Origin of the sequence: Flavobacterium sp. KACC 22763, from assembly GCF_028736155.1 — a bacterium.
GTDB lineage: Bacteria > Bacteroidota > Bacteroidia > Flavobacteriales > Flavobacteriaceae > Flavobacterium.
This window is the reverse complement of record NZ_CP117879.1, coordinates 4276312-4295126: the sequence shown is the minus strand read 5'-3', so window position 1 is coordinate 4295126 and position 18815 is coordinate 4276312. Positions and strand designations below refer to the sequence as shown.

At 30.7% G+C, this 18815-nt stretch carries 17 protein-coding genes and 1 tRNA gene; 10 read left to right on the top strand and 8 right to left on the bottom strand.

What is annotated here, in order from left to right; translation table 11 throughout:
• Window positions 1-106: 106 nt before the first annotated feature.
• Window positions 107-538 carry a ribose 5-phosphate isomerase B gene (gene rpiB / locus PQ463_RS17985; protein WP_132988251.1) on the bottom strand — a complete coding sequence of 144 codons (432 nt, stop codon included), beginning with the start codon at window positions 536-538 and terminating at the stop codon, window positions 107-109.
• Between the two features lie 805 nt (window positions 539-1343).
• Complete coding sequence (locus PQ463_RS17980) at window positions 1344-1577, bottom strand: putative signal transducing protein (RefSeq protein ID WP_111378735.1); 234 nt, start codon at window positions 1575-1577, stop codon at window positions 1344-1346.
• 110 nt (window positions 1578-1687) lie between these two features.
• Here PQ463_RS17980 and rnr point away from each other — a divergent pair, with 110 nt between their 5' ends.
• Genes rnr through PQ463_RS17965 form a run of 3 tightly spaced genes read left to right on the top strand, consistent with a single transcriptional unit; the run spans window position 1688 to window position 5256 of the window.
• A complete protein-coding gene (gene rnr / locus PQ463_RS17975; protein ID WP_274254850.1) occupies window positions 1688-3871 on the top strand; it encodes a ribonuclease R in 2184 nt (727 codons plus the stop codon).
• A gap of 22 nt (window positions 3872-3893) precedes the next feature.
• Window positions 3894-4562, top strand: coding sequence for a head GIN domain-containing protein (locus PQ463_RS17970; protein ID WP_274254849.1), 669 nt, complete (start codon window positions 3894-3896; stop codon window positions 4560-4562).
• A gap of 13 nt (window positions 4563-4575) precedes the next feature.
• Window positions 4576-5256, top strand: coding sequence for a LysE family translocator (locus tag PQ463_RS17965; RefSeq protein WP_111378732.1), 681 nt, complete (start codon window positions 4576-4578; stop codon window positions 5254-5256).
• A 265-nt stretch (window positions 5257-5521) separates the two neighbouring features.
• Here PQ463_RS17965 and PQ463_RS17960 read toward each other — a convergent pair.
• The 4 genes from PQ463_RS17960 to PQ463_RS17945 all read right to left on the bottom strand — a co-directional run bounded on the left by PQ463_RS17960 (window position 5522) and on the right by PQ463_RS17945 (window position 6566).
• Window positions 5522-5592 (bottom strand) — tRNA-Cys (locus tag PQ463_RS17960).
• Between the two features lie 94 nt (window positions 5593-5686).
• On the bottom strand, window positions 5687-6046 hold the full coding sequence (gene folB / locus PQ463_RS17955; protein WP_125718486.1) for a dihydroneopterin aldolase: 360 nt from the start codon (window positions 6044-6046) through the stop codon (window positions 5687-5689).
• A gap of 2 nt (window positions 6047-6048) precedes the next feature.
• Window positions 6049-6360: a hypothetical protein gene (locus PQ463_RS17950; RefSeq protein WP_111378730.1), complete on the bottom strand. Its 312-nt coding sequence runs from the start codon at window positions 6358-6360 to the stop codon at window positions 6049-6051.
• Window positions 6351-6566: a hypothetical protein gene (locus PQ463_RS17945; RefSeq protein ID WP_274254848.1), complete on the bottom strand. Its 216-nt coding sequence runs from the start codon at window positions 6564-6566 to the stop codon at window positions 6351-6353. The genes PQ463_RS17950 and PQ463_RS17945 overlap by 10 nt, the downstream gene beginning before the upstream one ends.
• Window positions 6567-6717: 151 nt before the next feature.
• Here PQ463_RS17945 and PQ463_RS17940 point away from each other — a divergent pair, with 151 nt between their 5' ends.
• The 5 genes from PQ463_RS17940 (at window position 6718) to PQ463_RS17920 (ending at window position 11633) form a co-directional block, all read left to right on the top strand.
• A complete protein-coding gene (locus tag PQ463_RS17940; RefSeq protein WP_274254847.1) occupies window positions 6718-8835 on the top strand; it encodes a glutamine--tRNA ligase/YqeY domain fusion protein in 2118 nt (705 codons plus the stop codon).
• A gap of 1217 nt (window positions 8836-10052) precedes the next feature.
• Window positions 10053-10532: a hypothetical protein gene (locus PQ463_RS17935; protein ID WP_111422887.1), complete on the top strand. Its 480-nt coding sequence runs from the start codon at window positions 10053-10055 to the stop codon at window positions 10530-10532.
• A gap of 93 nt (window positions 10533-10625) precedes the next feature.
• Window positions 10626-10952 (top strand): YtxH domain-containing protein, encoded by a 327-nt coding sequence (locus PQ463_RS17930; RefSeq protein ID WP_111422885.1) that lies wholly within the window; start codon window positions 10626-10628, stop codon window positions 10950-10952.
• A 73-nt stretch (window positions 10953-11025) separates the two neighbouring features.
• Entirely contained in the window at window positions 11026-11376 is a 351-nt protein-coding gene (locus PQ463_RS17925; protein ID WP_198855072.1) for a competence protein, read from the top strand.
• A gap of 2 nt (window positions 11377-11378) precedes the next feature.
• The gene (locus PQ463_RS17920; RefSeq protein WP_111378724.1) at window positions 11379-11633 is read left to right on the top strand and encodes a DUF6327 family protein; all 255 of its coding nucleotides are present in this window, start codon (window positions 11379-11381) and stop codon (window positions 11631-11633) included.
• A 20-nt stretch (window positions 11634-11653) separates the two neighbouring features.
• Here PQ463_RS17920 and PQ463_RS17915 read toward each other — a convergent pair whose 3' ends face one another.
• Both PQ463_RS17915 and gltX read right to left on the bottom strand, forming a co-directional pair.
• Window positions 11654-12637, bottom strand: a complete 984-nt coding sequence (locus tag PQ463_RS17915) for an SPFH domain-containing protein (RefSeq protein WP_274254846.1) — start codon at window positions 12635-12637, stop codon at window positions 11654-11656.
• Between the two features lie 255 nt (window positions 12638-12892).
• Window positions 12893-14398, bottom strand: a complete 1506-nt coding sequence (gene gltX, locus PQ463_RS17910; protein ID WP_274254845.1) for a glutamate--tRNA ligase — start codon at window positions 14396-14398, stop codon at window positions 12893-12895.
• A 162-nt stretch (window positions 14399-14560) separates the two neighbouring features.
• Here gltX and PQ463_RS17905 point away from each other — a divergent pair, with 162 nt between their 5' ends.
• Window positions 14561-17962, top strand: a complete 3402-nt coding sequence (locus PQ463_RS17905; RefSeq protein WP_274254844.1) for a DUF4175 family protein — start codon at window positions 14561-14563, stop codon at window positions 17960-17962.
• Window positions 17959-18378 carry an rRNA maturation RNase YbeY gene (gene ybeY, locus PQ463_RS17900; RefSeq protein ID WP_274254843.1) on the top strand — a complete coding sequence of 140 codons (420 nt, stop codon included), beginning with the start codon at window positions 17959-17961 and terminating at the stop codon, window positions 18376-18378. Before PQ463_RS17905 ends, ybeY begins: the two co-directional genes overlap by 4 nt.
• The last annotated feature ends 437 nt before the right edge of the window (window positions 18379-18815 follow it).

The window sequence follows — 18815 nt, the reverse complement described above, 5'->3', positions numbered from 1 at the left end:
TTTAAAACACTGAATAATAAATACTTAAATAAAAAACCGAGCAAATTAAAAATTGGCCCGGTGTGATTATGAATAGGTGCGAAGCACCGAATTTTTTTTTGACTTTTTATGCGCAAGCAATTTTATTCACTCTATTTTGATGTCTTCCGCCTTCAAAAGCTGTATCCAAGAAAGTTTCAACAATTTCAACAGCTTGATGAATCGATGTGAATCTCGCTGGAATACTCACAATATTTGCATCGTTGTGTAAACGCGTCAAATACGCGATTTCTTTAGTCCAGCATAAACCAGCTCTTACTTTCGGGTGTTTATTAACAGTCATTGCGATTCCGTTACCACTTCCGCAGATTACAATTCCAAAATCTGCTTTTCCTTCAGATATATCATTTGCCACTGGATGCCCAAAATCTGGATAATCAACAGAAGCATCAGTATCTGTACCGTAGTTAGTTACTTCATATCCTCTAGCTTTAAGCATTTCAACAATTGCTTTTTTATATTCTGGACCTGCGTGATCGTTTCCTATCGAAATTTTCATTTTTTTTATACTATTAAGTTGTGTTATGCAAATTTACTCAATTAATAAATGGATGCTACGAATTACACCAATTTTCACAAATTATTTTCTTTTTGAATACTATATCAACAAAACAATTATAATTAGTATACATTCGCAATATAACATAGCAAAAACGTTTGTTTTGCAACTATCTTACTGTCAAAATCTTATAGGTTATTAACAATTTTAATAAGTATATAACTATCTCACAATCAATGAAGAAAAAACAGAATATTTGTTAAAATTTTGAGGTGTTAATAGGAGTTTGTAATTGCTTGATATTCAATTAACTTTAAGTTAACAGAAAATGTTAATAAGTTCGAAAAGAAAATTAGAAGTTTTTTTTGGTTGTTTCGAAAAAATGCTTAATCCAAAACTGGATTTAAATATGCAAGAAAAGTTTCGTGAATTTTTGGAAAAGTTATCAATATCAAAAATACCATTTTCAACAGAAATCAACATATCAACTTATCTACAAAATCAATTCAATTTTGGTTGTCAACCGTTGTTAATTAAAATACAAAAAGTCTTATAAATTAATCATTTAACCAAAAATAACTATGTTGATAACTCAGAATAAATAAGTAAAACGAGATTTCAATGGCTTCAAAAAAAAAATTATTCGACATATTAACAAGCTATAATAACAACCAAATTTTTTTTAAATTTTAAAAATTCTTTTTTGTTGTATTTAATATATGTTGAAAACTAAAAAAGTTGAAATTGAAAAAATTTTATTTGAGTTTGAATTTTATTCTGATTTGAGTTTGTTTTGGATTTTGTTTTAGACGATTTTGAGAGGATTGTTGAGATTGTCCAGAATTTGCTGAACTTCTTCGAAATCGTTTGGATGGACTTTGAGCTTGATTCCGCCCAGCGCATTTGAGTAAAGGGGTATAACAGAGAGCGTCATTTCGTTTTCGAAAAAATAAGGAATTCCTTCTTGTTCTAGTAAGTGTTTGAGAACTACGGTTTCGTGCAGATAATTGAATACGGCGATCGTTTTAAAGCTTTCCATTTTAGGTCTTTTTGTAAATGTACGAAAAGTTATAATTTTAATAATTCTATTTGTTAAAATCTGTAATCTGATTTCTTATTCGTAATTTTAAACCTTATTAGAAAAGATATATGAGTAAGAAAATTAGAAAGCCGATAAAAAAAGAGAAAGATTTCTCTGGGAAGATCCTGAAGATTTTATCGCAAAATGCTAATAAGCCATTCAATTACAAACAGATAGGAGCAAAGCTAGAACTTGATGATACAAAAAGCAGAAATCAGATTATAAAAGATCTAAAGATTCTGGCAGCTCAGAAGAAAATCATAGAAACAGAACCTGGAAAATATTTAGTAAAAGCCATTAGCCAGGATTACTACGAAGGAACAATAGATATGACGAGCAGAAAAACGGCATATTTTATTTGTGACGAGTTTGAAGAAGATGTTTTTATTCCGACCAATAATTTGAATCGTGCTTTAGACAAAGACAAAGTAAAAGTTTACGTTTATAACAGAAGAAAAGGAAAAAGACCTGAAGGTGAAGTAATTGAAGTTATAGAAAGAGATAAAACAGAGTTTGTAGGTGTAATTGATATGCAGCCAAATTTTGCTTTTGTTTCTACCGCAAATCCTAAAATGTATACCGATATTTTTATCCCTAAAGATAAAATTGGTGAAGCAGAAAACGGTGATGTTGTTTTGGTTAAGATTGAAGACTGGCCAAAAAGGGCCGATAGTCCGTTTGGATCTGTAATTCGAGTTTTAGGAAAACCTGGAGAACATAATACTGAGATTCATGCTATTTTGGCTGAATATGGTTTGCCAGCAGATTTTCCTGTTGAAGTAGAAGTTTTTGCACAAAAACTAGATACTTCGATTCAGGAATCTGAGATTGAAAAACGTCGTGATATGCGTGATACGCTTACGTTTACGATAGATCCAAAAGATGCAAAAGATTTTGATGATGCCTTGTCTTTCAAAAAGTTAGAAAACGGAAACTTCGAAATTGGAATTCATATTGCCGATGTTTCGTATTATTTGGAAGAAGGAACAATCTTAGATGATGAAGCATACCAAAGAGCTACTTCGGTTTATTTGGTTGATAGAGTAGTGCCAATGCTTCCAGAAGTGTTGTCTAACTTTGCTTGTTCTCTTCGACCAAATGAAGAGAAATATACTTTCTCTGCCGTATTTGAAGTTTCTCCAACGGCACAGGTTATCAACCAATGGTTTGGAAGAACTGTGATTTATTCAGATCAGCGTTTTGCTTACGAAGAGGCTCAGCATATTATTGAAACAAAAGGAAATAATACGATTCCGGTTGATATTTCTATTACTGGAGAATCTTATGTGGTTTCAGATGAAATTGTTGAAGCTACTTTAAAACTAGATGAATTAGCTAAGATTTTAAGAAAGAAAAGAATGCAGCAAGGTGCTATTTCTTTTGATAAAGTGGAAGTGAAGTTCAATCTTAATGAAGAAGGAGAACCAGAAGGAGTATATTTCAAAATATCAAAAGATGCGAATCATTTGATCGAAGAATTCATGCTTTTAGCCAATAGAAAAGTGGCTGAATACATTGGTAAACAAAAGAAAACCTTTGTTTATCGTATTCACGATGAACCAAATGAAGATAAGTTAATTGCAATGCAAACTGTAATTGCTAAGTTTGGTTATAAAATTGATTTTAGAACAAAAGGCGATATAGCAAAATCTATTAATGCTTTGATGGAAGAAGTAAACGGTAAGAAAGAACAAAATCTTATTGATACTCTTGCTATTAGAAGTATGAGCAAAGCCAAATATTCGACTGATAATATTGGTCATTATGGTTTAGCTTTTGATTATTATAGCCATTTTACATCGCCAATTCGTCGTTATCCAGACGTTATGGTACACCGTTTGCTGCAGTATTATCTAGATGGAGGAGCTTCTGTAGACGAAGAAACTTATGAAACGAAATGTTTGCATTGTTCAAACATGGAAAACTTAGCAACAAATGCTGAGCGTGACAGTATTAAATACATGCAGGTTAAATACATGCAGGATCATCAAGACGAAGAATTCCTTGGAGTTATTTCTGGTGTTACTGAATGGGGAATTTATGTTGAAATCGTTTCTAATAAATGCGAAGGAATGGTAAGAATCAGAGAAATAAAAGAAGATTACTATACTTTTGATGAAAGACAATATGCATTGGTTGGTGCTAATTCAAACCGTTTATTGCAATTGGGAGATGAAATTTATGTGAAAGTAAAAAATGCCGACTTAGTGAAAAAACAATTGGATTTTCATTTTTTAAGACGAGCAGAATAAATATTAATTTAAAAATAAAAGTATGAAAAAGCTAATTATAGGAGCAGCAATTTTATTTGTACAAATGTCTTTTGGTCAGGTTACCAAACAGTTGGGAGATTTTGATACCGTAAAAGTATTTGATAAATTAAGTGTAAAATTAGTTCAAGGATCTGAGAATAAAATTGTAATAAAAGGAACAAGAGAGGCAGAAGTTGAAGCTGTTAATAAAAATGGTATTTTGAAACTAAGAATGCCTTTTCCAAAACTTCTTTCAGGAAATGATCTTGATATAACTCTGTATTACAAACATATAGAATTGATTGATGTTAATGAAGGAGCAGAAGTGAAGAGTAGTGAAGCCATCAAAGCAACTTCTTTTAAAGTGAGTGCTCAGGAAGGCGGTCTTATAAATGTTGATTTGGATGTTGATAAACTAAAAGTAAGTTCAGTTTCTGGAGGTAAAATTACATTAACAGGAAAAGCTGCGAATCAAGATGCAAGTTTAGGAGCTGGAGGATATTTACTAGCAAGTAAACTTAGCACGTCTCAGACTACTGTAAGCGTTTCTGCGGGAGGAAAAGCTGATGTTAATGCTTCTACCCTTGTCGATGCAAAAGTGAGCGCAGGAGGCTCTATTTACATTTATGGAAAACCAAAGCAAATAAACCAGAAAACTGTTTTTGGTGGTAAAATAGAAGAAGTAAAATAACAAGTAGTAATTGATGATTAATGATATTCTAGCGGGACTTCCCTGGGGACTTGTTCTTAGTTTTATGGTTGGCCCAGTATTTTTTGTTTTATTAGAAACCAGCATTACAAAAGGATTTAGAGCTGCAATTGTTTTTGATTTAGGCGTAGTTTTAGGAGATATTTTCTTTATTGCTATTGCTTATCTTGGAAGTTATAGACTCATTTCCAGTTTAAAAGACGATCCAGCGCTTTTTATTTTTGGAGGAATAATTATGCTTTCTTACGGTATTATTTCATTTGTAAAACTAAAGAAAGAAGAAAAAATAAACGATGAAGAAATTGATCGTGATATTCTAAAAAGAAACTATGGTAGTTTATTTGTAAAAGGCTTTTTACTGAACGTTATCAACATTGGAGTTCTCGGTTTTTGGCTTGCTGTTATTATTTCAGTAGGACCAAAATTAGATATGCAGACTCCAAGAATGATGACATTTTTTACTGCTGTAATTATCACTTATTTATTAATTGATTGCGCTAAGATTTTATTAGCCAAACAGTTAAAATCAAAAATGACTCCAACAAATATTCTTAAAATTAAAAAAGGAATTAGCGTTGTTTTAATGGTTTTCGGATTTGCTTTAGTAATTCAAGGATGGTTTCCTAAAGAAAAGGAAATGGTTAAAAATGCTTTTGAAAGAATAGAGAAGAAGTAGTTGTTAATAACTCAATATTATAAAATTAAACCTCTGAATTTCAGAGGTTTTTTTGTGTTTATAACTGTTAGTTTAGAACTTTGTCAAAGTTGATTGACAACAGCTTGTCATTTCGACGAAGGAGAAATCTCCACAATTAACTCCGCAACAATTATCCAATCTTTGTAGAGCTTCTCGTGGAGATTTCTCCTTCGTCGAAATGACAAGATTGTAGAAAATTAGATATATAAAAAAAAAAAGAGACACATTTCTGTATCTCTTTTTGAGGCATCGTCCGGATTCGAACCGGAGTAGGAGCTTTTGCAGAGCCCAGCCTAGCCGCTCGGCCACGACGCCATTACTTGAACGGTTGGCAAAAGTAACTAAAATCTTTAAATTTCAAAAGTTTCGAATGAACTATTTTAAAAAAATACAGATTTAATTGCAGTGATTACTTTCTAATTTCCGTCATTTTTATAGTAACTGACTCAACATCACCACCAATAGGAGGATTTATTTTAGAAACCCAAACAGTGGTTTTTTCTATCATTTCTATCTCTGCCAGCACACGAATATTGATTCTTTTGGCTACATGTTCCAATAAATGCGAACGAATTGCCATTTCTTCCGTCACAATTTTGTTCAAATGTACGTAGTCAACAGTGTCTAAAAGATGATCTGTTTCTGCTGATTTCTGTAAATTGGTTTTAATTTTTAGATCAACCGTATAATCAGATCCAATTTTTCCTTCTTCAATTAAACATCCGTGGTAAGAAAAAGTGCGGATATTTTTCAGTTTAATAACTCCCATTTTTATAATTTTATTCTTGTAGTATTTGGATCTTGGTAATTGGATGTTACAGCTTGGATAGAAACAATTTTTTCTATTTCATCAACTGTAAAGTGAATGGTATAAGGAAATTTCTTTAAAGGTAATGTACGGACAATATTGTATTTTTCCTCGAAAAAAGGTATAGTTTTTAACGTTAAAGCATAGTTTTTAAACTCTTTATAAAATAATTTGCCCAAGCCTTTTCTTATAGATTCATAATAAAAAGCTGTTTCATCTACTTCTAGTTTTGCTCTTTGAAGAATTATGGTTTTATAATTTTCTTCTAAAGCCATTTTTTATCTAACTCTTTTAAGGCATCTTCTATAGGAAGATAATCCTCTGGTTTAGCATTTTTTATACGATCTAAAACCATTTCTTGCTGCCAAAATGGAATTTCATTCTCAACATTTTCATCTATAGAAACATCTGGAATATGTTTAAAAAAACTAATAAAAGTTTCGTAAAAATCGTCTGGAATTGTAACAGTTAATTGTCTCATAATTCTGAATATTTATACAAAAGTACTAAATAAATTAATCTTAGGTTTTAGCTTTAACGTTTCATGTTTTCAGTAAGTTTCCAAAGAAAACCATAAACCATAAACTATAAACTATAAACTTTTTTATCTTTGCTAAAATTACTATAAAATAATGGCATCAGAAGAGAAATCACTCAATTTTATTGAACAAATCATAGAGGAAGACGTAAAATCGGGTCTTTCAAATACTAAACTTCGCTTTCGTTTTCCACCAGAACCTAATGGTTATTTACACATTGGGCATGCAAGTTCTATTGCGTTAAATTTTGGTTTAGGAATTGATTATCAATCTCCTGTGAATTTACGTTTTGATGATACAAACCCTGAAAAAGAAGAACAGGAATTTGTTGATGCTATTAAAAAAGATGTAGAATGGCTGGGTTACAAATGGGCAGAAGAATGTTATGCATCAGATTATTTCCAACAATTGTATGATTGGGCAGTTTTTTTAATTAAGAAAGATAAAGCTTATGTTGACAGTCAGACTTCTGAAGAAATGGCGATCCAGAAAGGAACTCCAACAACTCCAGGAACTGATAGTCCATACAGAAATCGTTCTGTTGAAGAAAACTTAGATTTATTCGAAAGAATGAAAAACGGTGAATTTGAGGCTGGTACACATATTCTTCGTGCAAAAATTGACATGAAATCAACAAACATGTTAATGCGTGATCCTATCATGTACAGAATTTTACACAAACATCACCACAGAACTGGAGATGCTTGGAAAATCTATCCAATGTACGATTGGGCACATGGACAAAGTGACTATTTAGAGCAAATTTCTCACTCATTTTGTACACTAGAATTCTTGCCTCACCGTGAATTATACGATTGGTTTTTAGATCAGATTTTAGATGAAAATAAACTTCGTCCAAAACAAAGAGAATTTGCTAGACGTAACTTATCACATACTGTTGTTAGTAAAAGAAAATTACAGCAACTGGTTAAAGAAAAGCATGTTAAAGGTTGGGATGATCCAAGAATGTCAACAATTTCTGGATTAAGAAGACGTGGTTATACAGCTGCTTCTTTGCGTAATTTTGCCAATACAATTGGTATTGCAAAACGTGATAATTTGATTAATGTATCGGTTTTAGAATTTTGTATTCGTGAAGATTTGAACAAAATTGCACCTCGTGTAATGGCTGTTTTAGATCCTGTAAAACTGGTAATTACAAATTATCCAGAAGGAAAAGAAGAGTGGTTGGAAGCTGAAAATAATCAAGAAGATGAAAATGCAGGTTTCAGAAAAGTACCTTTTTCTCGTGAATTATATATAGAAAGAGAAGACTTTTTGGAAGAAGCTCCAGCTAAATTTTTCCGTTTGACTTTAGGAAAAGAAGTTCGTCTTAAAAATGCTTATATCATTAAAGGTGAATCAGTTGTAAAAGATGAAAACGGAAATATTACAGAAATTCATGTAACGTATGATACAGATTCTTTAAGCGGAAGCGGAACTGAAGCAAGCCAAAGAAAAGTATCTGGAACCTTACATTGGGTTTCAATTCAGCATGCATTAGAAGCAGAAGTTCGTTTGTACGATCGTTTGTTTACAGATGAAGCACCGGACAGTTATAAAGAGAAAAATTTCTTAGATTTTGTGAATCCAAATTCATTAGAAATTGTTACTGGATATGTTGAACCAAGTTTATCAACAGCTCAAAATGAAGATAAATTCCAGTTTCAACGTTTAGGTTATTTTACTGTTGATAAAGACTCAACTCCTTCAAAATTAGTATTTAACAAGACTGTTGGATTGAAAGATGCTTGGGAAGAAAAAGGTAAAAAAGAAGAAAACAGCATCAATAATTCTTTGAAAGATATCAACAAATATTTTAAAGTTGAGACTAAAGCTGAAAGAATTGCAATTGAAAGTGCGATAGGAGAGAACATTAAAAACATCTCTACTTTTTCACTTTTGCAGAATTCTTTAAAGAAGAATATCAACAATAATAAGGCTTCGCTGTTGTTTTCTCAGTTTATTTTGAAATATTCAAATTGGAAATCTACAGATTTTGAAGAAGAAGATATTAAGAAATTATATTCAATGTCTCTAAAAAGTGAATCGACTTATGTTAGATCAAAAGCACTTTTGAATTTAAGAGATATTGAAAGTGAAGATTTGAGAAATCAGTTTTCAGATGAAATTTTAAAATTATATTCAAATCCACCAAAAAATGCTTCTGAAAGAGAAATTGAAATTCTTTCTGAAATGGTGAAGAAGTAATATCAACTTAATTTATGAAAAGCGCTTTTATAAGCGCTTTTTTTTATTATATAGATTAGCTATTAAAATTAGTAATTTTATAGTTTTTATAGATTAAAAGTGACTTTCATAAATTGATTTTAATAGAAAATAAAAATATGTTGGATAAGGAATTCATTTTTTTAGTTTTCGTCTGTTTAGAAGCTTTATTTTAATTTTAGTCTTTTTTTGGTCCCAATTTTTCCTATCAAACTTTATTATATAGTTTTAATTGATGTTTTTTATATGATTAATTATTTATATTTATTATTTATAAAATCTATTATTTTTATGATTTTAATTTATTTTATAAATTAAAATTGGCTTTCATAAATTATATTTAAGCTAATATAAAAAATAGTCGAGTAGAGAAGACCTTTTTTTGTTTTTCATTCCTTAAAATTCTTTATTTTAATTTTTTGCTTTTTTTAGTTCCAATTTTCTTCTAAAAAACTAAAATTAAAGTTTTTTCTTATTTTTTTAAATTTTTGACTTCAATTTTTATAATTATAAGTTTTAATTATTATTATAACTTAAAATTTAGATTATAATTATTATTTAGAAAACTGACTATAGAATTTAAAACTATAGTTTTTTATTATTTTTATAGCCTTTGATTTTAATATTGTAGTTATAAGTTTTTATTATTACTTTTTTAAAAGTTTAGTTTTTAATTATTATTTATATAATTGATTTAAAATATAAAAATAATAGTTTTTATAGATTGATTTTAACCTTCATAAATTGATTTTAAGACGTTTTTTTAATTGAATTGATAGATAACTCATTTTTTGAATTATTGTTTATTTATGGTCTTTATTTTAGTTTTTACTGTTATTTTAGTCAGTTTAACGGGTTGTTAACACACAATTGTTTATAAAACTGCTATTTTTAACTCAATACCAAAAGTCAGAGATGATTTTTGTAAAAAATTAAAATTTGCCGAAAAGAATCTAAGTTGAAATTTATTGTTTTTAGAAACTCGTAATTTTTATAATAATAGATTTTCAAAACTGATTTCCTAAAAAGACAATTTTATGTTCGCATTTTTATTATGATGGAATTCTGATAATATTTCCCGTAAAAGATATTTTTTCAAATTGTGTCATAATGTACAAAATACCATAATGTTGAATTTGAGTGAAAGTTTAGTTTTTAAATTTCAGGTCTGACAATTTTTAATTTAAATCTAATTTATCATGAAAATTTTATATTTCACACTAGCATTATTATTTGCAAATGTTGCAATTTCTCAAACTCATCAAATTACAAAACACAACGGAGAACAGCTTGATGTAAATTTTATTAAAAACGAAAATGGTTTTGTTTATTATTCTTTGAATGGAAGTTCTGAAGAAATCAAAATCAGTAAATATGCAGTTTCATCTATTACAAATAAAGAAACAAAACAAACTCAGAAAGTTTCTGATAAAATAGTAGTTGATTCAAAAGACGATTACAAAATGGTAACTGTTCTTCCGCAAGACAAAACAATAGGACTGAAACAAGCAGCTAGTTTTACAGGAGTCTCAACAAGGACAAAAGGTGAACCGCCAATTGCAAATCAGAACCAGACTGCTATGAGAATTAAATCTAAATCGGCTTCAAATGGTTACCCATTTGTTAGCATTGTTGAAAAAGCAGATGGTAAGTACGAAGCTGTAGCTTATGTGTATTAATAATATTGTTAATTTTTTGTAAATTACAATTAATCAAAGTTTTATCATTTTAAAAAAGAGTATCTTTATTAATAATTTAAAATTGTAACTATCATGTCTAAAAATTTAAATACAGCAGCAGCAATTTTAGCTGCAGCAGCTGCAGGAGCGGCAATCGGAATTTTATTTGCACCAGATAAAGGATCTAAAACTCGAGCAAAAATCAAAGAAGGTTTAGATGATGCGAAACATAATCTGAAAGATTCATTTGATGCAAGTTCAGAAGTTTTACGTGAAAAGTTTGCTCATGCAAAGAAAAACTTAGACGGAACGTATGAAGATTTACTTTCAAATATGAGTTACAAAACAGAAGAAGTGATCACTTTTTTAGAAAGTAAACTTGCTGAACTAAAAGCGAATAACGCTAAACTTCAGAAATAATATTTTTATAAAGCACATTACTTGCTTATTTTTATAAGAAAGTATTGTGCTTTTTTTATTTAAAATTTTAATTATGGCTTTTGAAGAATTAAAAGAAAACACTGAAAAAGTTCAGGATCAGGCTAAAGAATACATTGAAAGTCATTTAGCTTATTATAAACTTTGGGGTTTTAAGGTTGCAATGAAATCGACAACTTTAATCTTTAAGTTTACTTTGATTTTATTGTGTTTTAGTATGGTAATGATTTTTGGATCTTTTGCCGCAGCGTATGCTTTTGGTTCTTTGTTTGAAAGTAATGCTCTCGGATTTTTGACAGTAGGAGGAATCTATTTGGTAATAACTATTTTGCTTTTCTTTATAAAAGACAAATTTGTTGAAGGGCCAATCTTGGAGAAATTTTCAGAAATCTTTTTTAATGATTAATTATGGAAAGAAAAAAATACTCTTCGTATGCTGAGATTGAAAGAGATCTAGAAATTTTGAAATTGGAAAAAGAAATCAATTATCAGAAATTGGTTTTGAGTTTTCAGAAAACAAAGGAAAGTATCACACCGCAAAATATTGTAAATGGGTTCATTTCATCTTACACAGATTACTTTTCAAATTCTTATGTAAAAATTATCCAGACCATTTTACCGTATGTAATAGGTTGGTTCATAAATAGAAAAAGAGGCGATTAAGCCTCTTTTTTATTTTTAAATTATTGTTGAACATCTGGTTGAATATCATCTTCGTAGCCAGATTGTCTGTGAGTTGGTTTTGGTTTTTCAATTTTCTTGTTTCCTTTTTTCATCATTTCGCCAACTTGGTTTGAAGCTGTAAATGATGCAACCATGTTATTCAACATATCGCTTCCAGCTTGTGGAGAATTTGGAAGAAGAATTAAGTTTGAGTTTGTATCAGATCCAATAGATTGTAAAGTATCATAATGCTGAGTAACTACAATTAGGGCAGAAGCTTCTTGAGAGTTGATTCCAACTTGGTTCAAAACTTCAACACTTTCAACCAAACCTCTTGCAATTTCACGACGCTGATCTGCAATACCTTGTCCTTGTAAACGTTTACTTTCAGCTTCGGCTTTTGCTTTTGCAACGATTCTAATTCTTGAACTTTCAGCTTCAAATTCAGCAGCGGTTTTTTCTCTATCGGCAGCGTTGATTCTGTTCATTGCATTTTTTACCTGAATATCTGGATCAATATCAGTAACCAAAGTATTGATGATATCATATCCGTAAGTTGACATTGCCTCGTTCAATTCACGTTTTACTGCCACTGCAATATCATCTTTTCTTTCAAAAACGTCATCCAATTTTAGTTTCGGAACTTCAGCACGAACTACGTCAAATACATAAGAAGTAATCTGATCATGCGGATATTCTAATTTGTAAAATGCTTCATACACTTTATCTTGAATCACTTTGAACTGAACTGAGACTTTCATTTTAATGAAAACGTTGTCTCTAGTTTTAGTTTCGATGATAACATCTAATTGCTGAATTTTGAGATTCACTCTTCCGGCCAATCTATCTACCATCGGAATTTTAAGTTGCAATCCTGAATTTCTAACACTCTGGAATTTTCCAAATCGTTCGATAATAACAGACGATTGCTGTTTTACAGTAAAGAACGACGACATGAAAATGAAGAATGCCAATACTAAAAAGATAATAAATGCTGTACTCATGATTTTGTAATTTATATTTATGATTCTGGTAAATTACGAAAATTCTTCTAAAAAGAAATTATCAAACATTAAAAAAACGCTAAGAACATTTTGTAGATGTTACTTAGCGTTTAATTTTTTTGAACCATTAAAGGCATTAAGATAATTAAGTCAAAACTTTGTCAAGAGAATTAAGCTTTATGAACTTAAAAAACGTTCTTTTTTTACCATTAAGTTGAGCTTAATTTTCTTAATATCTTAATGGTAAAAATATTTTTATAAAGTAGAAATTGCTTTCTGAATTCTAGAAATAGTTTCTTCTTTTCCTATGATTTCAGCAATGTCAAATAGGTGAGGACCTTTAAGTGCTCCAACCAAACTTAAACGGAAAGGTTGCATTACTTTACCCATTCCGATTTCGTTTTTAGTTAACCAATCTTTCACGATTGCTTCAATATTTGCAGAAGTAAAATCTTCAATATTTTCTAAAACAGAAATCAGTTCCTGCATTAAAGTTGGAGTTTCTTCTTTCCAATTTTTACTTGCTTTCTCATCATAAGATGTTGGTGCTTGGAAAAAGAAATCAGTCAAATCCCAAAATTCAGAAACAAAGTTTGCTCTTTCTTTAATCAACGAAACAATTCTAGTTAGATCATATTTAGAAACATCAATGCCTTTTTCTTCCAAAATAGGAGAGAAGGTTTTCGCTAAATCTGCATCATTTTGTTTTATTAAATATTGGTGATTGAACCATTTGTTTTTCTCAGGATCAAATTTTGCTCCAGCTTTGTGAACTCTGTTCAAGTCAAAAGATTGAGCTAATTCCTCTAACGAGAATAATTCTTTGTCTGTTCCATCATTCCATCCTAAAAGAGCAAGGAAGTTTACAACCGCTTCTGGGAAAAATCCTTTTTCTCTATAACCAGATGAAACACCTTCTTCAGTTTTCCATTCTAAAGGAAATACAGGGAATCCCATTTTGTCTCCATCTCTTTTTGATAATTTACCATTTCCAACTGGTTTCAAAATCAAAGGTAAGTGTGCAAATTCTGGAGCTTCCCAACCAAATGCTTTGTATAATAAAACGTGAAGTGGCATAGAAGGCAACCATTCTTCTCCACGAATTACATGTGAAGTTTCCATCAAATGATCATCAACAATATTGGCTAAATGATACGTTGGCATTCCGTCACTTTTGAACAAAACTTTATCATCCAAAAGATTAGTTTCAAACTTAACATCACCACGAATAATATCTTTCAAATGCAAAGTTTCATCAACTGGAGTTTTAAAACGAATTACATAATGCTCGCCATTTGCAATTCTTTTAGAAACTTCATCAGCAGAAATTACTAAAGAAGTATCTAATTTTTCACGATTATGATGATTGTAAATAAATGTTTTTCCTTCAGCTTCGTGTTGTTTTCTATGTGCATCCAAAGCTTCTGGAGTATCAAAAGCATAATATGCCCAACCAGAATTTATCAGCTGATCTGCATATTGTTGGTATAAATCTTTACGTTCGCTTTGTCTGTATGGACCAAATTTTTCATTTTTTCCAACTGTTTCTTCAGGAGCAATTCCTAACCATTCAAGAGCTTCCATAATGTAAGCCTCTGCACCTGGAACAAAACGAGTCTGATCTGTATCTTCAATTCTCAGATAAAAAACACCATTATGTTTCTTTGCAAATAGATAATTAAATAGGGCAGTACGAACTCCGCCAATATGTAACGGTCCAGTCGGACTTGGTGCAAAACGCACACGAACTTGCTTTGACATTTGTTTAAAATTTTGTTGCAAAGATACAACTTTAGATAAATCCGAATTTTTTAAAATTCCAAATTCCAAACACAGTGAATACTTGGAATTTGGAATTTATTTTTTGGAATTTGAATCTTTATAATTACTACTTTTATAGGTTATAATTAAAACGGATTTATTTTGAAAACATCATCTGCAATATATCAAAAGTTAGAGGCTTTCATTAAGAAATATTATACCAACGAACTGATAAAAGGGATATTACTTTTTACCGGTTTTGGATTGTTATATTTTTTGTTTACGCTTTTTGTGGAGTACTTTCTTTGGTTAAAACCATTAGGAAGAACTTTTCTATTTTGGTTATTTATTGGAGTAGAAGTTTTCCTTTTAGTTCGTTTAATTCTTTTTCCATTGTTTAAGTTATTCAAACTTCAAAAGGGAATAGATTATACTGAGGCTTCAAAAATTATTGGAAATCATTTTACAGAAGTGAGTGATAAGCTTACCAACTTTTTGCAATTGTCTTCTGAAAATAATTCAGAAAGTTCAGAATTGGTTCTAGCTTCAATTGAGCAAAAAGCAAATTCACTGCAGCCAATTCCATTCGGAAATGCAATCAATTTTAAAGCTAACAAAAAATATTTGCCATTAGCTTTAGTACCAATTTTGCTTTTTGCTGTGTTTTATATTTCTGGAAATAGCAATATTATTTCTCAAAGTTTGAATAGAGTAGTGCATTTCAATTCTGCTTTTTTACCACCAGCTCCTTTCAAGTTTGTGGTTTTGAATTCGAATTTGCAAGCTGAACAAAACAAAGATTTTGTCATCAAAATGGAATCAGTTGGAAACGTAGTTCCAGAAAATGTGATGATTCATATTGGTGATGAAAGCTATTTTATGGAATCTTCTCAACCTGGAAAGTTTGAATTTAAAGTAGAGAAACCAGCTGATAATATTCAATTTTCTTTTGAAGGAAATTCAGTTGTTTCAGAAGAATATGAATTGAAAGTAATCACAGTTCCATCTATTGCAAACTTCGAAATGGTTTTAAATTTTCCTTCTTATCTAAAGAAAAAATCAGAGACAATTCAGGGAACTGGAAACGCAATTGTACCTGAAGGAACAACTGTAACTTGGAAAATGAATACTAAATCTACACAAGAAATTGAATGGAAAAGAGATAATGAAGTATTTAAGTTCAATAAGGTTGAAAATGACTTTAAATTGAGTAAAAGTATAAGTCAAAATACCGAATATCAAATACTTACGTCTAATGATAAGGTTAAAAACTACGAAAAACTAGATTATCAGCTGTCTGTAATCAAAGATCAGTTTCCAACTATAAATGTGGGGCCAGCGCCAGACAGTTTGAAGCTAGACAAGACCTATATTCTAGGAAGATTGGGTGACGATTATGGACTTTCTAAATTACAAATTGTATACTATGAACGTAACAAACCTCAGTCTGCTAAACGTGGAAACATTCCTGTGAAGGCTGGCGTATTTGATCAATTTGTTTTTAATTTTCCAAGTAACCTTCCGGTAGAAGAAGGAGTTTCATACGAATACTATTTTGAAGTTTTTGATAACGATGCACCACACGGATTTAAGTCTTCAAAGTCTTCTACATTTTCAGATCGCGTAGCTACAACAGATGAAATTCAGGATCAAGAATTACAACAGCAAAACAATAATATCAATAGTTTATCTAAATCTTTAAAGAACCAAACGAAGCAGATTTCAGAAATGGATAAGCTTCAGAATACTGGAAAAGAAAAAGATAATTTAGAGTTTAAAGATCAGCAGAAGATTAATGATTTTATCAAACGTCAGAAACAACAGGACGAAATGATGAAACAGTTTTCTGAAAAAATGAATCAGAATCTAGATAAGTTTAAAGACGATAAGAAAGATAAAACTGCTGAAGATTTACAAAAGCGCTTAGATAATGCGCAGAAAGATTTAGAAAAGAATCAGAAATTATTAGATGAGTTGAAGAACTTGAATGATAAATTAAACAGTGAAGAACTGTTTGATAAGATGGAAAAGTTCAAACAAATCAGTAAAAACCAATCTCGTAATTTAGAGCAATTAGTTGAGTTAACTAAGCGTTTTTATGTTTCGAAGAAAGCAGAACAAGTTGCAGAGAAACTAAATAAACTGTCAGAACAACAGGAACAGTTATCGAATAAAGAGAAAGAAAATACGAAAGAGAAGCAAGATGAAATCAATAAATCTTTTGATAAGATTCAGGAAGATTTAAAAGATTTGAAAGAGGAAAATAAGACTTTGAAGAAACCTTTGGATATCCCATCAGACGCTTCTAAAGAAAAAGATGTTGAGAACGATTTGAATAAAGCTTCTGAAGAATTGAGTAAAAAGAATACTTCTACTGCTAAAACAAAACAGAAAAGTGCAGCGAAGAAAATGAAGTCTATGTCTCAGGAAATGCAGAGTGAAATGGAAGGTGGTGAACAAGAACAATTGGAAGAAGATGTAGCAATGCTTCGTCAGATTCTGGATAATCTTTTAGCTTATTCTTTATCACAAGAAGATGTGATGAAACAGTTTAAAGCAATGAAATTAGGTTCTTCTACATTTACAAAAAACATCAAGATTCAGCAAAATTTAAAACAACAGTTTAGACATGTTGATGACAGTTTGTTTGCACTTTCATTACGTAATCCTAAAGTAGCAGAAGACGTTACTAAAGAAATTGGAAATGTACAATATAACATGGACAAGGCTATTGAAACTTTAACCGATGTACAGATTCCAAGAGGAGTTTCACACCAACAATACGCAGTTTCATCTGCCAATAAGTTAGCAGATTTCTTAAGTGATTTATTGAATAATATGCAGATGTCTATGTCTAAACCGGGAGCGGGGAAACCTAAACCAGGTGACGGACAAGGAATGCAATTGCCAGATATTATTCAGAAACAAAAAGGTCTTGCTGACAAGATGAAAGAAGGTATGAAACCTGGACAGCAACCCGGAGATAAACCTGGAGAGGGTAAAGATGGAAAGTCTGGACAAGGACAAAACGGACAGGGTAAAGATGGTCAGGGTAAAGAAGGACAAGGTAACAAAAGTGGAGATAAAGGTTCTTCGGGTAAGGATGGAAAGAATGGAAAAGGAGAGAAGAACGGTAATGAAGGTGAAGATGGAGAAGGAGATGCTGAAGCTATAATGGAGATTTACAAGGAGCAAGTTAAGCTTAGAGAAGCTCTTCAAAAAGAGTTAGCAAAGAAAGGTTTAGACTCTCAAGGTAAATCTGTAATAGATCAAATGAAGCAATCTGAAAAGCAGATTTTGAATAAGGGTTTTAAGAATGAGAACTTGCAACGTATATTAAATATTCAGCAAGAATTATGGAAATTAAACAATGCAGTTCAGCAACAAGGTCAAGATACACAAAGACAATCTGAAACTAATAAGGCTGAATTTACTAATCGTTCGAATGCTTTGCCAAGTTCGCTATTGGAATATTTAAACAGTGTAGAGATATTAAACAGACAATCACTACCTTTGCGCTCGAATTTTAATCAAAAAGTTCAAGAATACTTTAATACAAAATGATAAATTTTAATTACGAAACAGATTTTACTTTAGGAGACGAGCAGGCTTTTAGTGACTGGCTTAGTGCTGTTATTGTTTCTGAAAACAAGAATGAAGGAGAAATCAATTATATATTTTGTGATGATGAATATCTTCATAAAATCAATGTTGAATATCTAGATCATGATACTCTTACTGATATTATCAGTTTTGATTATACGGTTGGTAACGAGTTAAATGGAGATATTTTTGTTTCTGTAGAACGTGTTGCAGACAATGCAAAAGACTTCAATGTTTCATTTGCTGAAGAACTTAAAAGAGTGCTATCTCATGGTATACTACATTACTGTGGATACAAAGATAAGTCAGACGAAGAGGCTCAATTAATGAGACAGAAGGAGGAAGAGAAAATGAAGATGTTTCACGTGGAACAGTAATTAAACATCTTTTCAACGTATATGTTCCACGTGAAACGTTTTGGGTTTTTTAACTTTTCATAACGTTCCACGTGAAACATATCCGAAGAAAATAAAAGAATTTTAAAGCGTTCCACGTGGAACGTTTATGTAAAGAATTCGAATAGAAGATTAAATCGTTCCACGTGGAACGATTTTTTAAGTTTGAATTTAAAAGAAAATGGAATAGGATGTTTCACGTGGAACATGATTTTAAAATGTTTTTTGGAAGTTTAGAATGGAAGTTAAGAAATGTTTCACGTGAAACATTTATTGTAAAGATTCTGTTTCGGAGTTCTGATTTGAGAGTTCTGATTTGAAAGTTCTGATTTGAAAGTTCTGATTTGAAAGTTCTGATTTGAAAGTTCTGATTTGAAAGTTCTGATTTGAAAGTTCTGATTTGAAAGTTCTGATTTGAA

Bases quoted from the DNA above. Each gene is read 5' to 3' on its own strand.
- gltX (WP_274254845.1), bottom strand. From the start codon at position 14,398: ATGTCAAAGCAAGTTCGTGTGCGTTTTGCACCAAGTCCGACTGGACCG.
- PQ463_RS17945 (WP_274254848.1), bottom strand. From the start codon at position 6,566: ATGAGACAATTAACTGTTACAATTCCAGACGATTTTTACGAAACTTTT.
- PQ463_RS17980 (WP_111378735.1), bottom strand. From the start codon at position 1,577: ATGGAAAGCTTTAAAACGATCGCCGTATTCAATTATCTGCACGAAACC.
- PQ463_RS17950 (WP_111378730.1), bottom strand. From the start codon at position 6,360: ATGGCTTTAGAAGAAAATTATAAAACCATAATTCTTCAAAGAGCAAAA.
- PQ463_RS17930 (WP_111422885.1), top strand. From the start codon at position 10,626: ATGTCTAAAAATTTAAATACAGCAGCAGCAATTTTAGCTGCAGCAGCT.
- rnr (WP_274254850.1), top strand. From the start codon at position 1,688: ATGAGTAAGAAAATTAGAAAGCCGATAAAAAAAGAGAAAGATTTCTCT.
- PQ463_RS17925 (WP_198855072.1), top strand. From the start codon at position 11,026: ATGGCTTTTGAAGAATTAAAAGAAAACACTGAAAAAGTTCAGGATCAG.
- folB (WP_125718486.1), bottom strand. From the start codon at position 6,046: ATGGGAGTTATTAAACTGAAAAATATCCGCACTTTTTCTTACCACGGA.
- PQ463_RS17920 (WP_111378724.1), top strand. From the start codon at position 11,379: ATGGAAAGAAAAAAATACTCTTCGTATGCTGAGATTGAAAGAGATCTA.
- PQ463_RS17935 (WP_111422887.1), top strand. From the start codon at position 10,053: ATGAAAATTTTATATTTCACACTAGCATTATTATTTGCAAATGTTGCA.
- PQ463_RS17970 (WP_274254849.1), top strand. From the start codon at position 3,894: ATGAAAAAGCTAATTATAGGAGCAGCAATTTTATTTGTACAAATGTCT.
- rpiB (WP_132988251.1), bottom strand. From the start codon at position 538: ATGAAAATTTCGATAGGAAACGATCACGCAGGTCCAGAATATAAAAAA.
- PQ463_RS17915 (WP_274254846.1), bottom strand. From the start codon at position 12,637: ATGAGTACAGCATTTATTATCTTTTTAGTATTGGCATTCTTCATTTTC.
- PQ463_RS17940 (WP_274254847.1), top strand. From the start codon at position 6,718: ATGGCATCAGAAGAGAAATCACTCAATTTTATTGAACAAATCATAGAG.
- ybeY (WP_274254843.1), top strand. From the start codon at position 17,959: ATGATAAATTTTAATTACGAAACAGATTTTACTTTAGGAGACGAGCAG.
- PQ463_RS17965 (WP_111378732.1), top strand. From the start codon at position 4,576: ATGATTAATGATATTCTAGCGGGACTTCCCTGGGGACTTGTTCTTAGT.